Origin of the sequence: Enterovibrio litoreus (assembly GCF_045679545.1) — a bacterium.
GTDB lineage: Bacteria > Pseudomonadota > Gammaproteobacteria > Enterobacterales > Vibrionaceae > Enterovibrio.
This window is the reverse complement of record NZ_CP166194.1, coordinates 326,669-343,229: the sequence shown is the minus strand read 5'-3', so window position 1 is coordinate 343,229 and position 16,561 is coordinate 326,669. Positions and strand designations below refer to the sequence as shown.

Genomic DNA, 16,561 nt, shown 5'->3' with positions numbered 1-16,561 from the left:
CTTAATCAGCCGCTTTTTTCGTATCTGGCTTGTGATTACTTCACAAACTCTTCACCCAAGGTGATGTCTTTACGCAGCGTGTCTAACATGCTGTCTAGTGCGTCTTGTTCGAACGCACTGAGTGGGCCATGGTCTAGAATTTCTTCTACGCCATTTTTTCCCAAACGTACGGGTTGTGCGAAGAAACGTGCGTATTTGCCGTCACCTTCTACATATGCACACTCAACCACGTCTTTCTCACCTTGAGCAGCGCGTACTAGCGCCAGACCAAAGCGACATGCCGCTTGACCCATAGACAATGTTGCAGAGCCGCCACCCGCTTTCGCTTCTACCACTTCGGTACCCGCGTTTTGGATGCGTGGTGTCAAAGCAGCCACTTCTTCTTCGGTAAACTCAACACCTTCAACTTGAGAAAGCAGAGGTAGGATCGTCACACCAGAGTGGCCACCAATAACCGGCACACGCACGTTGCTTGGATCTTTACCTTTTAGCTCAGCCACAAAGGTCTCTGAACGAATGATGTCCAGTGTCGTGATACCAAACAGACGGTTCTTGTCGTAAACACCTTTGGCTTTCAGCACTTCTGCAGCAATGGCCACTGTGGTGTTCACAGGGTTAGTGATAATACCGATCAACGCTTTTGGGCAAACATCGGCAATTTTTTCACTGAGAGAACGAACGATGCCAGCATTTACGTTGAACAGATCAGAACGATCCATACCAGGCTTACGAGCAACACCCGCAGAGATCAATACAACGTCAGCACCTTCAAGTGCAGGCGTTGGATCTTCGCCACAGTAGCCTTTGATCGATACAGGTGTCGGGATGTGGCTAAGATCAACGGCAACACCAGGTGTTACAGGGGCAATGTCATACAATGCCAGATCTGAGCCCGCAGGCAGACGGTTTTTCAAAAGCAGGGCTAAAGCTTGACCAATGCCTCCAGCGGCGCCAATCACAGCAACTTTCATCACGTTCTCCTTATTTACGATTATTTTTATATCAGACCTTTGGGATGTAGTTGTCTTTGAGGTTTACAAAATAGCCGACACCTACTCCCTTGTTGTAGACCTCATCGCATCATACGTGGCTTAAGTCAGTGCCGACAAGCTTATGAGGGTAAGGATAAGCCACGCTTCTCATTTTTCTTTTTAATGCCCTCTCCTGCTGTTGAAAGGTGATAGGTGCGTCACTTTAATGCGGATTTTATTGCTCGCGACTGAATCACTATGCAAAAATGCGCCATCGTGACACGGGTAAGAAAGAAGAAATATGCGCAATTCAGACAAGCAAGATCTATTAGTCAAAGCCTTTAAGTCCATCCTAAAAGAAGAAAAATTTAGCTCGCAGGGTGAAATCGTTGATGCGCTGAAAGCGCAGGGCTACGAAAATATTAACCAATCAAAAGTCTCACGAATGCTGACCAAGTTTGGTGCGGTGCGTACGCGAAACGCGAAAATGGAAATGGTGTATTGCCTGCCTGTTGAACTGGGTGTGCCTACCACCAGCAGCCCACTCAAAGAGTTGGTGATGGATATTGACTACAATGATGCATTAGTCGTTATTCACACAGGTCCTGGCGCAGCACAGTTAATCGCGCGTTTACTCGATTCATTGGGCAAAGCAGAAGGTATTCTTGGTGTGGTTGCTGGTGATGACACCATCTTTATTACCCCAACACGCGCTACCACGACAGAAGGCCTTTTCAACGCGGTTTGCAGCCTGTTTGATTACAGTCGTTAATACGGTAAAAAACGCAAATTATGGCAGGATGTTTCTTTAAGCTTCTGCCTCTTTCTCTCCCCTCACACACAATGCTTTCATTAAAACCCTTCTCAAATCTGAGACTTTTGCATTTTCTTACTCCCGAAGCCACACTTCGATGTGAAAGGTCATGACAAAACATTTCTCTAGTTTTAAATTCTCGATACAAGTTTGTTATCATTCATCACTAGACACAACAATTTACACCGAGTAAACCCGTCTTTACCTGACGATGCGTTACAGCTGACATCACCGGATGAAAAAGAAATGGCCGTATAAAACGAGCTGAGGAGATAGCCCGCTTCGATGCGGGTTATCCACATCTGATGTCAGATGTTTTTACACTTTCATTTGCCAATAGAGGGACAATGGCATGACGAAGACGACCGAGACACCGCTTGATGCTCAAGACATTGTTGCGCAGGCGGACACTGGGGCCAGAGCTCCATTAGGAATACCGGGGCGAATATTGTGGTTCGTTCCACTATGCTGGTCCCTATTCCAGCTTTGGTATGCCTCACCGCTGCCATTCATTTTTGGGTTCGGCTTACTTAACGATACTGAAGCACGATCTATCCACCTCGCTTTCGCCATCTTCTTGGCGTTTACTGCGTACCCTGCGTTTAAATCCTCCCCTCGTGATCGTATCCCTGCGCTTGATTGGGTTTTTGCGGCATTAGGGAGCTTTGCGGCAGGCTATTTATTCCTCTTCTACAACGAATTAGCATCACGTGCAGGCGCCCCCACTCAAATTGACATTGTTGTGTCTGTGATGGGGATGGTGTTGTTGCTTGAAGCAACGCGCCGCGCACTGGGTCCACCGTTAATGGTCGTGGCAGGTTTCTTCTTGCTTTACACCTTTGCCGGCCCTCATATGCCTGATGTCATCGCCCACAAAGGCGCGAGTATCAATAAGGCCATGTCACATCTGTGGCTAACCACAGAAGGCGTATTTGGTGTAGCGCTTGGCGTTTCAACCTCGTTCGTATTCTTATTCGTACTATTTGGTGCGTTATTAGACAGAGCAGGCGCAGGTGGCTACTTCATTAAAGTCGCATTCTCATTACTCGGTCACATGCGTGGTGGGCCAGCGAAAGCGGCGGTTGTGGCATCAGGCCTGTCCGGTCTGGTATCTGGCTCATCTATCGCGAACGTTGTTACCACGGGTACGTTTACCATACCTCTTATGAAGCGTGTTGGCTTTTCCGGTGTCAAAGCCGGTGCTGTTGAAGTTGCGGCTTCAACCAATGGTCAGCTAACGCCACCTATCATGGGTGCAGCTGCATTTCTCATGGTCGAATACGTCGGCATTTCATATGTAGAGGTCATTAAAGCCGCTGTTTTGCCGGCGCTAATATCCTACATCGCGCTGATTTACATTGTTCACCTCGAAGCCTGCAAGGCAGGCATGGAAGGACTCCCTCGTCGCCATAAACCGACGTTCCTTGAGAGCCTGTTCTCTTACATGACAGTGATTGTCGGCATGATCGTGCTAAGCCTTGCTGTCTACTATGGTATTGGCTGGACAAAAGATGTGTTCGGCGCTGCAGCAACCGTGGTAATCGGTATTGTTGTGATGGTTGCGTACGTAGCACTAGTTCGCTATTCATCACGCTACAAATCTGACGCCGTCGAAGACCCTGCCGCGGCAGATTTGTCAGAGGTGCCAGAACCTGGTCCAACCGCTCGCGCAGGTCTTTATTATCTTTTGCCTATTTTTGTGCTGGTTTGGTGTTTAACGGTTGAGCGTTTTTCACCGGGTTTGTCTGCATTCTGGGCCACCCTGTTCATGATGTTTATCGTTGTGACGCACCGTCCACTGCTCGCGTTTTTCAACAAGAAGAACCCAATGGACACAGAAACCAAAGCGGGCTTTGTTGATCTGACAGAAGCGTTTGTAACAGGCGCGCGCAACATGATCGGTATCGGTGTTGCTACCGCTGCCGCGGGTATCGTAGTTGGTGTAGTGACACTAACCGGTATCGGCCTTGTAATGACTGACTTTGTCGAATTTGTCTCTGGCGGCAATATCATACTTATGCTTCTGTTCACTGCAGTGATCAGCTTGTTGCTTGGTATGGGCTTGCCGACCACAGCAAACTACATCGTCGTATCGACTCTGATGGCACCAGTTATCGTTACCTTAGGCGCACAATCTGGCTTGATCATTCCATTGATTGCGGTTCACTTGTTCGTGTTCTATTTCGGTATTCTTGCCGATGACACGCCACCAGTGGGCTTGGCTGCTTTTGCTGCTGCTGCGATAGCCAAATCCGACCCAATAAAAACGGGTATACAGGGTTTTACCTACGATATTCGTACTGCCATTTTGCCGTTTATGTTTGTCTTCAACACCCAGTTGTTGTTGCTCGATATTGATGGTCCTGTGCATTTGATCCTCACCATTGTTTCAGCAACCGTAGCAATGCTCGTGTTTGCTGCTGCAACCCAAGGGTGGTGGCTAACCAAAAACAAGTGGTGGGAAACCGTCTTAATGCTTCTCATCACATTCGCGCTTTTCCGTCCCGGATTTTTCTGGGATGAGGTATACGCACCAACGAATGACTTTGAGGGTTCTGCTATTATTGAAGTGGCGGAAAAACTGCCTGATGGTCAAACGCTTAACTTGCAAGTTCGCGGTGAAAATATCGATGGCGATATCATCACCAAGCACGTTCATCTGCCTGTAGATACAGCGCAAGCTGAAGGTTTAGCTCGCGTCTTGTCGACAGGATTGGAACTTCGAGATGAAGATGGCGCGAAATTTGTCGATATGATCCAATTTGGCAGCCCAGCAGAAAAAGCGGGAATCGACTTTGATTGGGAAATCGTTCAAGTCAGCACGCCAGCTGATCGACCAATGAAAGAGTGGGTATTCATTCCAACCTTCCTGTTGTTGGGTGTACTGGCGTGGAATCAGCGTCGTCGCATTAAACTAGCGGCTTAAATTCGGCTGGGGCGTTCGCGCCCCGACTGTTCACTAACGAATAAGAGAGTGTCACTCATGTATAAACACATTCTGGTCCCCGTTGATTTGAATGATGAGAGTTTTGCCGATAACGCCGTTGAACATGCAGTTTGGTTAGCAGCTCAAACTGGCGCGACCCTTCATCTTTTAACCGCATTGCCAGGGATACATAATTCCATGGTGGCGTCGTATTTCCCAGAAGACGCAGCGCGTAAAATGAAGCAAGACGTCAAGCTGAACCTCAAGGCTTTCGCAGAGCGAATGGTGCCTGATGGTGTGGCGTATGACATATCCGTTGCCGAAGGGAAACCGTATAAAGCGATCGTGAAAACCGCTGATACCCTAGGTTGTGATTTGATTGTGATGCCAAGCCATAAGCGCTCGAAAGCCAACAAATTGCTGATAGGCTCAGTCGCTTCAAAAGTGCTGGAGCAATCAAAAGTTAACGTGCTGATTTTAAAGCCACAAGGCTGATAACCTTCAGACATAAAAAGGGCGGTCATTGCGAACCGCCCTTTTTTTCATTTCAATGTGTTATTTCAATGTCATCTTGCTTGAACATCGCCATATCACTCGCTGCGGTGATCATATCCCCAGCGAGGCACCAACACCTGTTCAATTCCTAAGTGATCAAGAATTCTTGCCACCATGAAGTCTACCAAGTCGTCGATGGATTGAGGCTGGTGATAAAACCCTGGCGCAGCCGGCATGATGGTGACACCCATTTTGGAAAGCTTGAGCATATTTTCCAAATGCAGCGTTGAGAACGGTGTTTCGCGCACCACCAGCAACAGTTGGCCTCGCTCTTTTAACACCACGTCCGCCGCACGTTCAGCCAAATTATCAGACATGCCATGAGCAATTGCCGCGAGCGATCCTGCTGAACACGGGCATACCACCATTTTCTTAGGCGCAGCTGAACCCGATGCCACCGGAGAGAACCAGTCTTCTTTGCCGCATACCACTAGCTTGTCAGTCGGTACACTCAAGTGTTTAACGAGTGCTTGTTGAGCTGCCTCGGGGCCTGAAGGTAACTTCAAGCCATGCTCAGTGGCTAACACGACTCTCGCTGCGGATGAGATCAGAAGATACACTTCATAATCTGCTGCCAGCAGACACTCAAGCAAACGAAGGCCATATGGCGCGCCAGATGCACCGCTCCAAGCCAAGGTAATGCGTTTGTCGTTCATCAACGTTACCATTTCATCCTTGTACACCTTGTTCCAATGCCAATTTAAGCTTGTCGTGGATACCACCAAAACCACCGTTGCTCATCACCAGTATAACGTCACCCGCTTGCGCTTCTTGTGCAATGCCTTGCACCAGAAGATCAATATCATCGAACGTCTTAGAAGGCGCTTTACAGGCCTTAGCAACATCATCAACTGACCATTTAATATGATCTGGCTGGAACAGCATTACTGCATCTGCACAGTCTAAAGAAGGCGCAATATCTTCTTTATGTACGCCAAGCTTCATAGTGTTGGATCTCGGCTCGAGCACAGCAAGAATACGTTTTTCACCGACTTTCGCTCTCAGCCCTTCCAGCGTGGTCTTGATGGCTGTGGGATGGTGAGCAAAATCGTCATAGACAGTGACACCCGCAAATTCACCTTTGTGTTCAAGGCGGCGCTTGGTGTTGATGAAACTTCCCAGCGCTTCGCAGGCTAAATCTGGCGTAACACCTACGTGACGGGCGGCCGCAATGGTCATCAGTGCATTGTTGACGTTATGATCGCCAATCAAATCCCAACACACAGTACCAACCCATTCCCCCTCAAACCAAACATCAAATTCGCTGCCATCGGCTTGGCGTTTTTCAGCGCGCCAAAGGCCATCTTCACCGGCGAACTCCAATTCACTCCAGCAGCCTTTATCTAGTGTCTCTTTAACATTGGTATCATTAGAAGGCGCAATGATGCGGCCAATGCCAGGAACCGTGCGCACCAAATGATGAAATTGACGCTGAATAGCCGCCAGATCGTCGAAGATATCGGCATGATCAAACTCAAGATTGTTGAGGATCAAGGTACGAGGATGATAATGAACAAATTTGGAGCGCTTATCGAAAAAAGCGCTGTCATATTCGTCGGCTTCCACCACGAAAAACATGCTTTCACCAAGACGCGCAGACACACCGAAATTGCCCGGCACGCCGCCAATCAAAAAGCCCGGTTGATAGCCGCATGAATCCAACACCCACGCCAACATACTTGCCGTGGTGGTTTTACCGTGTGTCCCTGCTACAGCCAGTACCCAACGATCTTTAAGAAGGAAATCCAACAGCCATTGTGGGCCTGACGTGTAATTCAGGTTTTTGTTCAGCACATATTCCACACAAGGATTACCACGACTCATGGCATTACCAACCACCACCAGATCAGGTGCGGGATCAAGCTGAGAAGGATCGTAACCTTGAATGATCTCGATCCCTTGTGATTCAAGTAGTGTGCTCATTGGCGGATACACATTGGCATCACACCCTGTCACTTTATGGCCCAACTGTCTTGCCAGAATGGCAGCACCACCCATAAACGTGCCGCAAATTCCCAAAATATGTATATGCATACGCTTCCGCCAGCCTAGTTACCCGTTCTGTATCGCAGGGCGATCACAGTTCCGGACACGTCCAAATTACTTCGGTACGAATAAAAAGTTCTACACTATAAACTTTGTAACAAGTTGATTTTCTATCCCGCCATACCATGACAAGGAATGCGTTCACGCATACCACTAAGAACATGAGGCTTGGTTTTCGCTGAAATCAACTTGAGAAAATAAGGAGCATTTTTCGCCTAACGCTTGTGGCGTACACCTCTTTGTTTTCAAGCATCTTACCCAAGAATTTAGTTACAGACATCAAAAGGATCTGAAATGTCAGATATGCGTACACTTGGCGAGTTCATCATTGAAAAACAGCATGAGTATCCACATGCGAGCGGTGAGCTGAGCTCTCTCTTGTCGTCCATTCGTTTGGCGGCAAAAATCGTCAACCGTGAAATCAACAAAGCGGGGCTTGCTGATATCACGGGTGCCATCGGCGGCGAAAACGTGCAGGGAGAAGAACAACAAAAGCTGGACGTTTATGCTAATGAAAAATTCAAAGCAGCCATGGCTGCGCGAGATCAGGTCTGCGGTGTTGCCAGTGAAGAAGAAGATGACGCCGTTATCTTCGACAACGCACAAGGGCATAACGCCAAATACGTGATCTTAATGGATCCTCTCGATGGCTCATCCAACATTGACGTTAACGTCTCTGTCGGCACTATTTTCTCCATTTATCGCCGTGTCTCTCCAACAGGCGGGCCTGCGACCATGGAAGATTTCCTTCAACCTGGCAATCAACAAGTCGCTGCGGGATACATCATTTATGGCTCGTCCACCATGCTGGTTTACACCACAGGTAATGGCGTTCATGGTTTCACTTATGACCCGTCTATCGGCGTTTTCTGCTTGTCTCATGAAAGCATTACCGTGCCGAAAGATGGCCAGATTTATTCCATCAACGAAGGGAACTACTTTAAGTTTCCACAGGGCGTGAAGAAGTACATCAAGTACTGTCAGGAAAATGAACCCGAACAAGGCCGCCCATATACGTCACGCTATATTGGCTCACTGGTGTCTGATTTCCACCGTAATATGCTCAAAGGCGGCTTGTACCTTTACCCAAGCACCGCAGCCTATCCGAGCGGCAAGTTGCGCCTTCTTTACGAATGCAACCCGATGGCATTCATCATCGAGCAGGCGGGTGGTAAAGCGTCTGACGGCAAACAACGCATCATGGACATCAAACCGACAGAATTGCACCAGCGCGTGCCATTTTTTGTTGGCTCGACCAATATGGTGAACAAGTTGGAAGCATTTATTGCTGAAAACCCTGACACCCATTAAGCGAGCGCAAAAGCGCGGAAATAACCCTGCGCCTTAATACGTGAAAGAATCTATAGAAACCAAACAGCCCGCATCATGCGGGCTGTTTATTGAACCATGCTGCCCCAGTTGCTGCCCTACTTAATACTGAATTGGTAAAGCAGATCGACCGCATTGTCTGCGCCCGACACGGCTTCAACGTACAAATCTGACAGCAGTCGATAGCGCACCGTAAACTCTGGCAAACTGGTAAAAATCCCCACCCCATACTTCACCTGAAGACCCGGTAGAATGTAGCCTGACACTTCTACTTTTTCGTCATCACCACTACCCGAGGTATCTAAGCTCAAGTCCTGAACGCCAAAGGCTTCACCAATTTGGCCCACTAGCTTGCCGCTTTGTGAAAGCCCTAGACCAATCAGCATAGATGTCATTGCGTTGCCGTCTGACTCGCTGTCAAGGTTTTGCCCTCGGGTCAAATAAGACAAGGCATTTGCCTGCGGCATAGCAGGATCAGAGAACACCTGTACTTCTGGTGAATCAGCAGGGCCTGTCACGCGAATACCGGCTTCCACGCCATCATTAATTGCATTAGGGTTGCGGATAGCTTCAACCTGAAGATACGGTTGCTCAGGCGGGCCATTAAACAGAATTTGGCCTTTTTTAATGAGCAAATCCTGACCGAATGAACGATAAGTCCCTTCCTTCAGATTGATCTCTCCGCTGACGCTAGGGCCTTTGCTATTGCTACCCACATCGAGCTTTCCAACCAGATTGGTTTTAAGGCCGAAGGCTTCAAGCCGCACATCATTGCCAATATTGACCGCAATTTGAGCGTTAACCGTAATAGGTGAACTCTCGTTTTCGCTGACAGGTTTCAATTGGTCATTGAGTATCACCACATCACTGGAAACTTGCACTGCCGATGGCGGTAAAGACTCAACGACAATGCGCCCCCAAGGCACGGATACATTACCCGTCACGTCGATTTGCTGAGGCGTTGCTTTTAAGGTCATGTCAGGGCTCACTTCCAGTGCCACAATGGGCGGCACCACCACTTTTAGTCTTTCCCCTTTAACATTAAGAGAAGCTAGCCAAGCATTGAGATCACGCCAATCTGCATCCCCCGACAGCACCAAATCACCATCCGGCGTTTTAATATCACCTGAGATACTTCCCTGCTTCCCTGTTAACGCAATGGCCACATTGCCTTGTCGCACCTCCACGGGCGCAGACTGGCTTTGCAATTCCAATCCCGTGAGTTTAATGCTGCCATTGGCAGTTGGTGCATTAAGGTCACCATTAATCACCACGTTACCGTTTAGCATGCCAGCAAATTTTGACTCTTCACCGAATAAAGGCGTAAGCAGATCGAGATTAATCGCGTTAATGTCAAAAGTGCTTTGCAAAGCACGCTTTTTGCCCGACAAATTGGTCATCAGCGCGTTGAGAGAAATTGAACCGTTGTTGGTCACATCAATCAAAAGATCGGCATTGAGCTTGTTATCTTTCAGCGTTGCGTTCAGCAACGTCTTGTCCCAACCCAGTGTAAATGGTTGATCGAGCTGTTCAACCACTTGCCCTTTACCTAGGGAGACTGAAGCTTTTACCGTAGGCAGTACATTGGGTTTCCACGCCACATCGGCATTGGCATTAAGCGCCCCTGATAAGGTCGTCGTGACGGGCAAAAACGATTGGATAATATCAAGGTTAAAATCAACGATAGACACCTTCGCAGCGCCGCTGTCTGAGACTGAAATTCGTTTATCCAAACAGATACGGCTTTGACTCTGCATCAAACAAAATGCGCCAACGTCAACCTTACTGGTTTTCAAATCAAAGCCTAACGGTACATCATTCGCTAGTTTCCAAGGCCCGACAGGCGTACTAAGTTTGGATTCATACAAGGTGCCTTTCCAGCCTTTGTTACGATCCAAACTACCACGCAGCGCCAAATCTGCGCCGACTGGTTTGCCCTTCAAGGACACTGTCAGGGTTTGATCTTTTTCATCCCCTGAGGCACGAAGCGATAGCTGAGACACATCCACGCCTTCAGCTTTCAAACCTGTGACATCAACAATTAGGCCACCGCTAACGATAGGGAGCGGTGTCACCGAGCCACGAACATTGACGCTTTGTACCTTCACCAATTGTTCCCAGCGCAGTGTTTTGGCATTTAGCGTCATCGACGCCGTTGGCTTTTTCAAGGTGCCAGACAGCGCCACATCGCCTTGAATACTGCCGCCTGCTTGCGGCAAAGACGCCGACAACTTGGGTAAATTCAGCTTCAAGTTTAACGCTAAGGTGTTGTCGATACGTCCACTGACTGCCACTTGGTTCGGACCATGGCGTAGCGATAAACCTTGTGTTTCTACCTTAATATCGCCTTTGCCCTTCACATCAGAGGCATCTACCTGGCCCACCAAGGTCAACGCCTGATCGCGCACAATGCCCTTAATGTCCAGCTCGGGAACACTGATTTTCCAACCACCTTGAGAGGTGAGCTCACCGTTATTTTCAAATTGCCCCGAGAGCTTACCTTCTGCCTCGGGCCACTTGAGACCAGGTTGAATGTCGTTAAAATCGAGCGCCGTTTCCCATTTCACCTTGTCCGCCCAGCCAACATTCGCTGTGCCTGCAATGTCACCGCCTAACGTCATGAGCTTAAAATCACTCAAGGTGATTTCAGACAAATCGCCACTCAGTTTGGTTGAAAGTGCCATATCCGGAATCGCATCGCCCGAGGCGGATGTTTTCAATGTGGCGTTATAGCGCTTCAGGCTGCCACGAGCATTGAGTGAGGTAGATCGGAGTCGATATTCTGCGGCTGTATCAATCGGCCACTGCAGATTCTTACTGTTTAACAGCAAATCGAACGGTAGATTAGGATTAAGGACATTGAGCTTGCCAGAAAGATTAGCAAGCAAGGTGCCTTTTAGCTGGGCACCCAATGCCAACGCACTCAGATCGCCTTTCGCATCGAGGCTCAGTGAGTGTCCACCCAAAGGCGGCATGCGAATGCTGGCATCCGCTTCTACCGTAAGCGGGTAATCCCCTGCAAGGGCAACATTGCCATTCAACGAGACTTTGCCTTGCTCAGCATCCAGCACCACTTGTGAAAGCGTAATGTCGCTCCCAGCCGCCTTACCGACCAACAAAAATTGATGAATGACCTGTTTTTCTGGCAGTAATAAGGTGGCATCTTTGAGTTCGAAACGCTCGATCACGACATTTAATGGCAAGGTCACTTCAGGCAACACGATGCCTTGTGACGATGCATCAATGTCTGTGTTCGCGGACGTATCCGTTTTTGTCTCTTCGCTCTCACTGGACGCCGCCAGTTCCAGATTAATTCCCTGCCATTTGGTCGGTTTCAACGTTAGCGTATCACGCTGCATTTGCGCCGCGGCAGTCAAGCTGTCCCAGTGAACCTTAGTCCCAAGAATATCAAGGGAGATATCACTCAAAGACACGCCAGTGAGGAATACTGGAATAGGGGTCGATATGCGCGCGAGAGGCGCTGAAGGTTCTTCTGGCGATGGCTCCGTTTCGCTGACGGTGACCACCAAACCATCAGCCGTTAAACCGTCAATACACAAAGCGGGGCCAGATAGGCACTTGCTTTCGATGTCGAGCGACAGCGATTTCCCCGTCAAAGAGAATGTAGGGCTTTGGTAGGAAATACCGTTGAGCGTAAAACCATTGAGCAGCGAACCTCGGCTTTTCTCGATCGTCAATTCAGGAACTGCTTCTTGAGCCCCCCAAACCGCAATTCTCACCCCTGCAGGCGTCAGCAGCAGTGCCCCAACAGCGAGCACAACAAGTACCAACAAAAAGACGATGGCAATAACAAAACGATTCAGCCAGCGAATCACAATTCTGGCCCCAAACTAAAGTGGATCATGAAATTATCATCTTTGTTTTCGAATCCATGGGCGACATCCAAGCTGATAGGACCCACGGGGGATTCCCAACGCACACCAACACCGGCTGAGGTTTTCCATTCAGGGGCACTGCCTGTCCACGCATCACCAGCATCGGTAAACAAGGCTGCCCACCAGTTGCCCGTAACGCGATAATTGTATTCAAGCGAGCCCGTTGCCAAGTAGCTACCACCCTCAAGTTTGCCTTCGGCATCTTTGGGGGAAATAGACTCATAGCTGTAACCACGAATACTGTTATCACCACCAGCGAAAAAGCGCAGAGACGGCGGTACACGCTCAAAATCATCGGTAAACACACCGCCACCATTCGCGCGAAAGATAAATCGGTTATTGTTGTTAAGGCTTCGAATCCAAGTTGTTTGCCCAATCACGCGATATAGATTGATGTCAGCACCCCAGAGAGGATCGGCCATTTCAAACGTGATCGACTGTTTGTCACCCCAATAAGGCATCGCGCCACCACGGCTTCTTACGCGTAAAAAGTTGATGCCCGGCAAAATAAGATTGGATATGTCTGAAACACTGCCTTGGGTATAGTCAGAATACAACCAACGCAGATAAACGGAACGCTGCCAGCCCGTGTCATATTTCCAATGACGAGAAATAGACGAGGTCAGCTCTAAACTTTGGGTGTCATTGTTATCAAGATTCTCAACACCCACTTGAACCTGATAGTACTCACGCTGCACGTCTTCAAGTGGGATCTTGTAGGTCGACTCAAGAGTTTGCTTGGGGCTCGACACATACAAGTCCGTATTTAGACTGTGCCCTCGGCTATTAAACCATGGCTTTTTCCAGCCTATTTTCACGCGAGGCCCAACATCCGTTGAATAGCCAATACCCGTTTCAAACTGGTTTCGCGGCGCAGGCTCGAGACTGACCGAGATGGGCACTCTGTCTTGGCGTAAATCATCTAATCCCGCCTCGACCAACACAGATGAAAACCAGCCCGTATTCGCTAACGCCTGATTGAACGCCCCCAAATCACTAACCAGATAGGGCTGACCTTCTTCAAAAGTCAGCATGCTGTTTAGTCGCTCTTCGTTAATCTGACTATTGTGGTAATAAACATCGCCAAAGTGGAAACGCATACCACTGCTGAAATGGAGGCGAATAAATGCTTCATGAAGACCAGGGGCGACCTCTAGACGTGTAAGCGTGTATTCTCCATCGAAATAGCCACGGCGGATAGCCAGGCTTTGAATCCCCGATTTGAGCGAATCATATTTACCCTGATTTAGGATATCGCCTTTTTTGGGTGCCGTTTCCAACAGCGCGGCAAAAGCTTCGTCTTTGGTGGCATCGCCGTCGAGCTGAATATCCACCTCTGAAATAATGATTGGCTTGCCCGGGTCTATGTTGAGCACAATGGTGGCATCAGAGTCTGACGTTTGGTCTTCAACCTTAAAAGTAATGACAGGAGAGTAGTAACCCAAAGCTTGAAGTGCCTTTTTGACTTCATCCGCCACTCGGGTTTGAAGGCGAAAATTCAGTCGTCGTTCACTTTCAGGGATAGCGTCAATGTAAATGCTGACATTTTCCTCGAGTGCATCGTCTAGCCCTTTGATGTCGAAATCCACGCTGGCGATAGCCATCCCAGGCATCAACACGAATCCACTTAGTACCCAAGGTATTAATCGTTTTTTTATCATCAACCGTACGTCTTTCTCTCACCCTGAGAGCCAATTTGATTCTTACTGAACAGTATGACCCTCCATATGATCAGATGTCTTGTTGCAAAAGTGCACCAAACCACGATAAATATGGAATCACAACGATCCAGACGACAAGGAGTCGCAGCATGCTCAACAATAAACAAACAAAGGTTACTGCTGAACAAGCACTTCCTGACCGACCCACTGAGATTATTCCGGCTGAATCTCACGCCGTCAACGGCACGCCTCTGAGTAAAAGTGCACCTGATGATCTGTCTCAGATACTTATCGCCATGGGTTGCTTCTGGGGCGCTGAGCGCCTGTTTTGGAAGCTAGATGGCGTCGTCTCGACGTCAGTTGGCTACAGTGGCGGTTTTACTGTCAACCCGACATATCAAGATGTGTGTACTGCACAAACGGGTCATACCGAAGTTGTGCAAGTCGTGTATGACCCAAATAAGATTTCTCTGGCGGCTATTTTGACACACTTTTGGCAAAGTCATGATCCCACACAAGGGATGCGCCAAGGAAATGATGTCGGAACACAGTACCGCTCAGCGATCTATTACTTTGATAACGAACAAAAAGAAGCGGCACTTGCCAGTAAATCAGCCTATCAACAAGCATTGGCTGATGCAGGAAAACCGGCAGATATTACAACGGAAATCGCTCTCGCAGGGGCGTATTATTTTGCAGAAACGTACCACCAGCAGTATCTGCATAAAAATCCGAACGGGTACTGTGGCATTGGCGGGACTGGTGTCTGCTTGCCCCCTTGGGAGCGATGAACACGCTGATCTTTTTAAGTGACAAATAGGGTCAGATTTAGCGCTAAACCGCAGAAACGCAAACGCCCGTCATCGACGGGCGTTTTTTTGTTTGTTGATCACTATGATCGCAACGTGTTTACGCGGCGGCGGCGGTCATTGCCCTGATCTCATTATTCACTTCGGACATCACAGTCAGCGCTCGCTTGTCTTTTTTCGTTGGCGGAAGCAATCTCCCACCATCAAATTCGAATGCACCAACGCCATCGATATAAAGTCGACCACGGAAAAAACCTTTCACGTAGCGAGCAACCTGACGCGGACGGTATTGATTAAAAATACGAAACATTGATGAACTCCTTCCATGCCAATATAAAAGACCTGTATCGCACGCCAAAAGTTTCACTGATGGCCGACATTTTTGCGATGCAATCTAAATGCCAAAAGTTCAGGGAGTGTTCCCGTACAAAATTGGACAGCTGTTACGGGCAAGGATTCCCTATTTCTTGCCACACCGAGTAAGCGTAGCTAAAAATAATCAAATGGCAAAAATATGACACCTTGCCTCAAAAATGATTCCTTTTAGTGCAAAGGATTTTTCCGATTTTGAGTGGTTGGATCTGTTATTGATACGGGCAGACACCCTGTATCAGCTATAGTCAAATACCGTAACCTCCTAAAGATGAAGGACTTCAGTCATTGATATATACGATGAAGCGTTAAATGGGATCATCATTCCATCCATTTTTGGCTCATCACATTAGAATCGATGAGGTGCTCTGAGTTCGATGTATTTTCGATGTATGGAGGGTACGAAGGTAAACCACACACTAATAAATGGGGACATCACCTCTATGCGTTGTATTAAAACTCTGCGTTGTATTCAAACTCTGGCCTTAGCAACCGCTCTCATTTCAGGTTTCGCTTCGGCACATATCATTTCTAACGGCCAACCCGTCCCTTCAGCCACTGTCGAAAAATACGGTGAGTTGACATTAAATGGGGATAAAATCGGCTATCAAACATGGAACAGCAGCGATCTCACTGGCAAAGTGCGCATCATTCAGGCGATTGCAGGACGCAGTAGTGCCAAAGAAATGAATGCACCGCTAGTGGAGGCCATCAAAGCGGCTGATTTTCCGAATGATAAGTACCAAACCACCACTATCATCAACCAAGATGACGCCATCTGGGGTACGGGCGGTTTTGTAAAATCATCGGCAGAAGACAGCAAAAAAGAGTTCAGCTGGTCATCTATCGTATTGGATGAAAGTGGCGCAGTGGCAAAAGCATGGCACCTAAAAGACGAGAGTTCTGCCATCGTCGTCATTGACCCTCAAGGCGAGGTTCGCTTTGCTAAAGAGGGTGCACTAAGCGATGCCGAAGTGACGCAAGTTATTGATTTAGTCAATAAGCTGATGCAGTGATCTTACTCACTGCTTGAATCGAAAAAACCCGCCAATGGCGGGTTTTTTTAATGTTTTTCACCAACTAGCCGATAAACTGAGACAGATAAAGCAAGGTAGCAATATAAAAAACGACAAGCAGGATATTCACAGAATTCACTTTGAACTTCTTCACTGCGATGACTCC

At 48.2% G+C, this 16,561-nt stretch carries 12 protein-coding genes; 6 read left to right on the top strand and 6 right to left on the bottom strand.

All coding sequences use genetic code 11. The annotated features are described in order from the left end of the window. Positions 1–35: 35 nt before the first annotated feature. A complete protein-coding gene (gene mdh, locus AB8599_RS01590; protein ID WP_407332071.1) occupies positions 36–971 on the bottom strand; it encodes a malate dehydrogenase in 936 nt (311 codons plus the stop codon). Between the two features lie 301 nt (positions 972–1,272). On the opposite strand from mdh, the gene argR reads away from it, so the two are divergent. The 3 genes from argR (at position 1,273) to AB8599_RS01575 (ending at position 5,206) form a co-directional block, all read left to right on the top strand. Further along, positions 1,273–1,743: a transcriptional regulator ArgR gene (argR, locus tag AB8599_RS01585; protein ID WP_407332070.1), complete on the top strand. Its 471-nt coding sequence runs from the start codon at positions 1,273–1,275 to the stop codon at positions 1,741–1,743. Positions 1,744–2,137: 394 nt separating this feature from the next. Further along, positions 2,138–4,711 carry a TRAP transporter permease gene (locus AB8599_RS01580; RefSeq protein WP_407332069.1) on the top strand — a complete coding sequence of 858 codons (2,574 nt, stop codon included), beginning with the start codon at positions 2,138–2,140 and terminating at the stop codon, positions 4,709–4,711. Positions 4,712–4,768: 57 nt separating this feature from the next. Further along, complete coding sequence (locus AB8599_RS01575; protein ID WP_407332068.1) at positions 4,769–5,206, top strand: universal stress protein; 438 nt, start codon at positions 4,769–4,771, stop codon at positions 5,204–5,206. Positions 5,207–5,301: 95 nt separating this feature from the next. Here AB8599_RS01575 and AB8599_RS01570 read toward each other — a convergent pair whose 3' ends face one another. Together AB8599_RS01570 and mpl are read right to left on the bottom strand one after the other, a co-directional pair. Continuing rightward, positions 5,302–5,922: a flavin prenyltransferase UbiX gene (locus tag AB8599_RS01570; RefSeq protein ID WP_407332067.1), complete on the bottom strand. Its 621-nt coding sequence runs from the start codon at positions 5,920–5,922 to the stop codon at positions 5,302–5,304. A gap of 13 nt (positions 5,923–5,935) precedes the next feature. Next, a complete protein-coding gene (gene mpl / locus AB8599_RS01565) occupies positions 5,936–7,300 on the bottom strand; it encodes a UDP-N-acetylmuramate:L-alanyl-gamma-D-glutamyl-meso-diaminopimelate ligase (RefSeq protein ID WP_407332066.1) in 1,365 nt (454 codons plus the stop codon). Positions 7,301–7,606: 306 nt separating this feature from the next. Here mpl and fbp point away from each other — a divergent pair, with 306 nt between their 5' ends. Then, entirely contained in the window at positions 7,607–8,623 is a 1,017-nt protein-coding gene (gene fbp, locus AB8599_RS01560; protein WP_407332065.1) for a class 1 fructose-bisphosphatase, read from the top strand. A 116-nt stretch (positions 8,624–8,739) separates the two neighbouring features. Here the strand turns inward: fbp and AB8599_RS01555 are convergent, their stop codons facing one another. Together AB8599_RS01555 and AB8599_RS01550 are read right to left on the bottom strand one after the other, a co-directional pair. Further along, positions 8,740–12,474: a translocation/assembly module TamB domain-containing protein gene (locus AB8599_RS01555; RefSeq protein ID WP_407333158.1), complete on the bottom strand. Its 3,735-nt coding sequence runs from the start codon at positions 12,472–12,474 to the stop codon at positions 8,740–8,742. Next, positions 12,474–14,198, bottom strand: a complete 1,725-nt coding sequence (locus AB8599_RS01550) for an autotransporter assembly complex protein TamA (protein WP_407332064.1) — start codon at positions 14,196–14,198, stop codon at positions 12,474–12,476. The genes AB8599_RS01555 and AB8599_RS01550 overlap by 1 nt, the downstream gene beginning before the upstream one ends. 149 nt (positions 14,199–14,347) lie before the next feature. On the opposite strand from AB8599_RS01550, the gene msrA reads away from it, so the two are divergent. Continuing rightward, on the top strand, positions 14,348–14,989 hold the full coding sequence (msrA, locus tag AB8599_RS01545) for a peptide-methionine (S)-S-oxide reductase MsrA (protein ID WP_407332063.1): 642 nt from the start codon (positions 14,348–14,350) through the stop codon (positions 14,987–14,989). Positions 14,990–15,107: 118 nt separating this feature from the next. On the opposite strand, the gene AB8599_RS01540 is transcribed toward msrA, so the two are convergent. After that, a complete protein-coding gene (locus AB8599_RS01540; protein ID WP_407332062.1) occupies positions 15,108–15,317 on the bottom strand; it encodes a DUF1107 domain-containing protein in 210 nt (69 codons plus the stop codon). Positions 15,318–15,822: 505 nt separating this feature from the next. Between AB8599_RS01540 and AB8599_RS01535 the strand changes: the two genes are divergently transcribed. Further along, entirely contained in the window at positions 15,823–16,395 is a 573-nt protein-coding gene (locus tag AB8599_RS01535) for a YtfJ family protein (RefSeq protein ID WP_407332061.1), read from the top strand. Positions 16,396–16,561 lie beyond the last annotated feature (166 nt).

What these genes read in the sequence shown, in the direction of transcription:
- mdh (WP_407332071.1), bottom strand. Translation starts at nt 971, where the DNA reads ATGAAAGTTGCTGTGATTGGCGCCGCTGGAGGCATTGGTCAAGCTTTA.
- argR (WP_407332070.1), top strand. Translation starts at nt 1,273, where the DNA reads ATGCGCAATTCAGACAAGCAAGATCTATTAGTCAAAGCCTTTAAGTCC.
- AB8599_RS01580 (WP_407332069.1), top strand. Translation starts at nt 2,138, where the DNA reads ATGACGAAGACGACCGAGACACCGCTTGATGCTCAAGACATTGTTGCG.
- AB8599_RS01575 (WP_407332068.1), top strand. Translation starts at nt 4,769, where the DNA reads ATGTATAAACACATTCTGGTCCCCGTTGATTTGAATGATGAGAGTTTT.
- AB8599_RS01570 (WP_407332067.1), bottom strand. Translation starts at nt 5,922, where the DNA reads ATGAACGACAAACGCATTACCTTGGCTTGGAGCGGTGCATCTGGCGCG.
- mpl (WP_407332066.1), bottom strand. Translation starts at nt 7,300, where the DNA reads ATGCATATACATATTTTGGGAATTTGCGGCACGTTTATGGGTGGTGCT.
- fbp (WP_407332065.1), top strand. Translation starts at nt 7,607, where the DNA reads ATGTCAGATATGCGTACACTTGGCGAGTTCATCATTGAAAAACAGCAT.
- AB8599_RS01550 (WP_407332064.1), bottom strand. Translation starts at nt 14,198, where the DNA reads ATGATAAAAAAACGATTAATACCTTGGGTACTAAGTGGATTCGTGTTG.
- msrA (WP_407332063.1), top strand. Translation starts at nt 14,348, where the DNA reads ATGCTCAACAATAAACAAACAAAGGTTACTGCTGAACAAGCACTTCCT.
- AB8599_RS01540 (WP_407332062.1), bottom strand. Translation starts at nt 15,317, where the DNA reads ATGTTTCGTATTTTTAATCAATACCGTCCGCGTCAGGTTGCTCGCTAC.
- AB8599_RS01535 (WP_407332061.1), top strand. Translation starts at nt 15,823, where the DNA reads ATGCGTTGTATTAAAACTCTGCGTTGTATTCAAACTCTGGCCTTAGCA.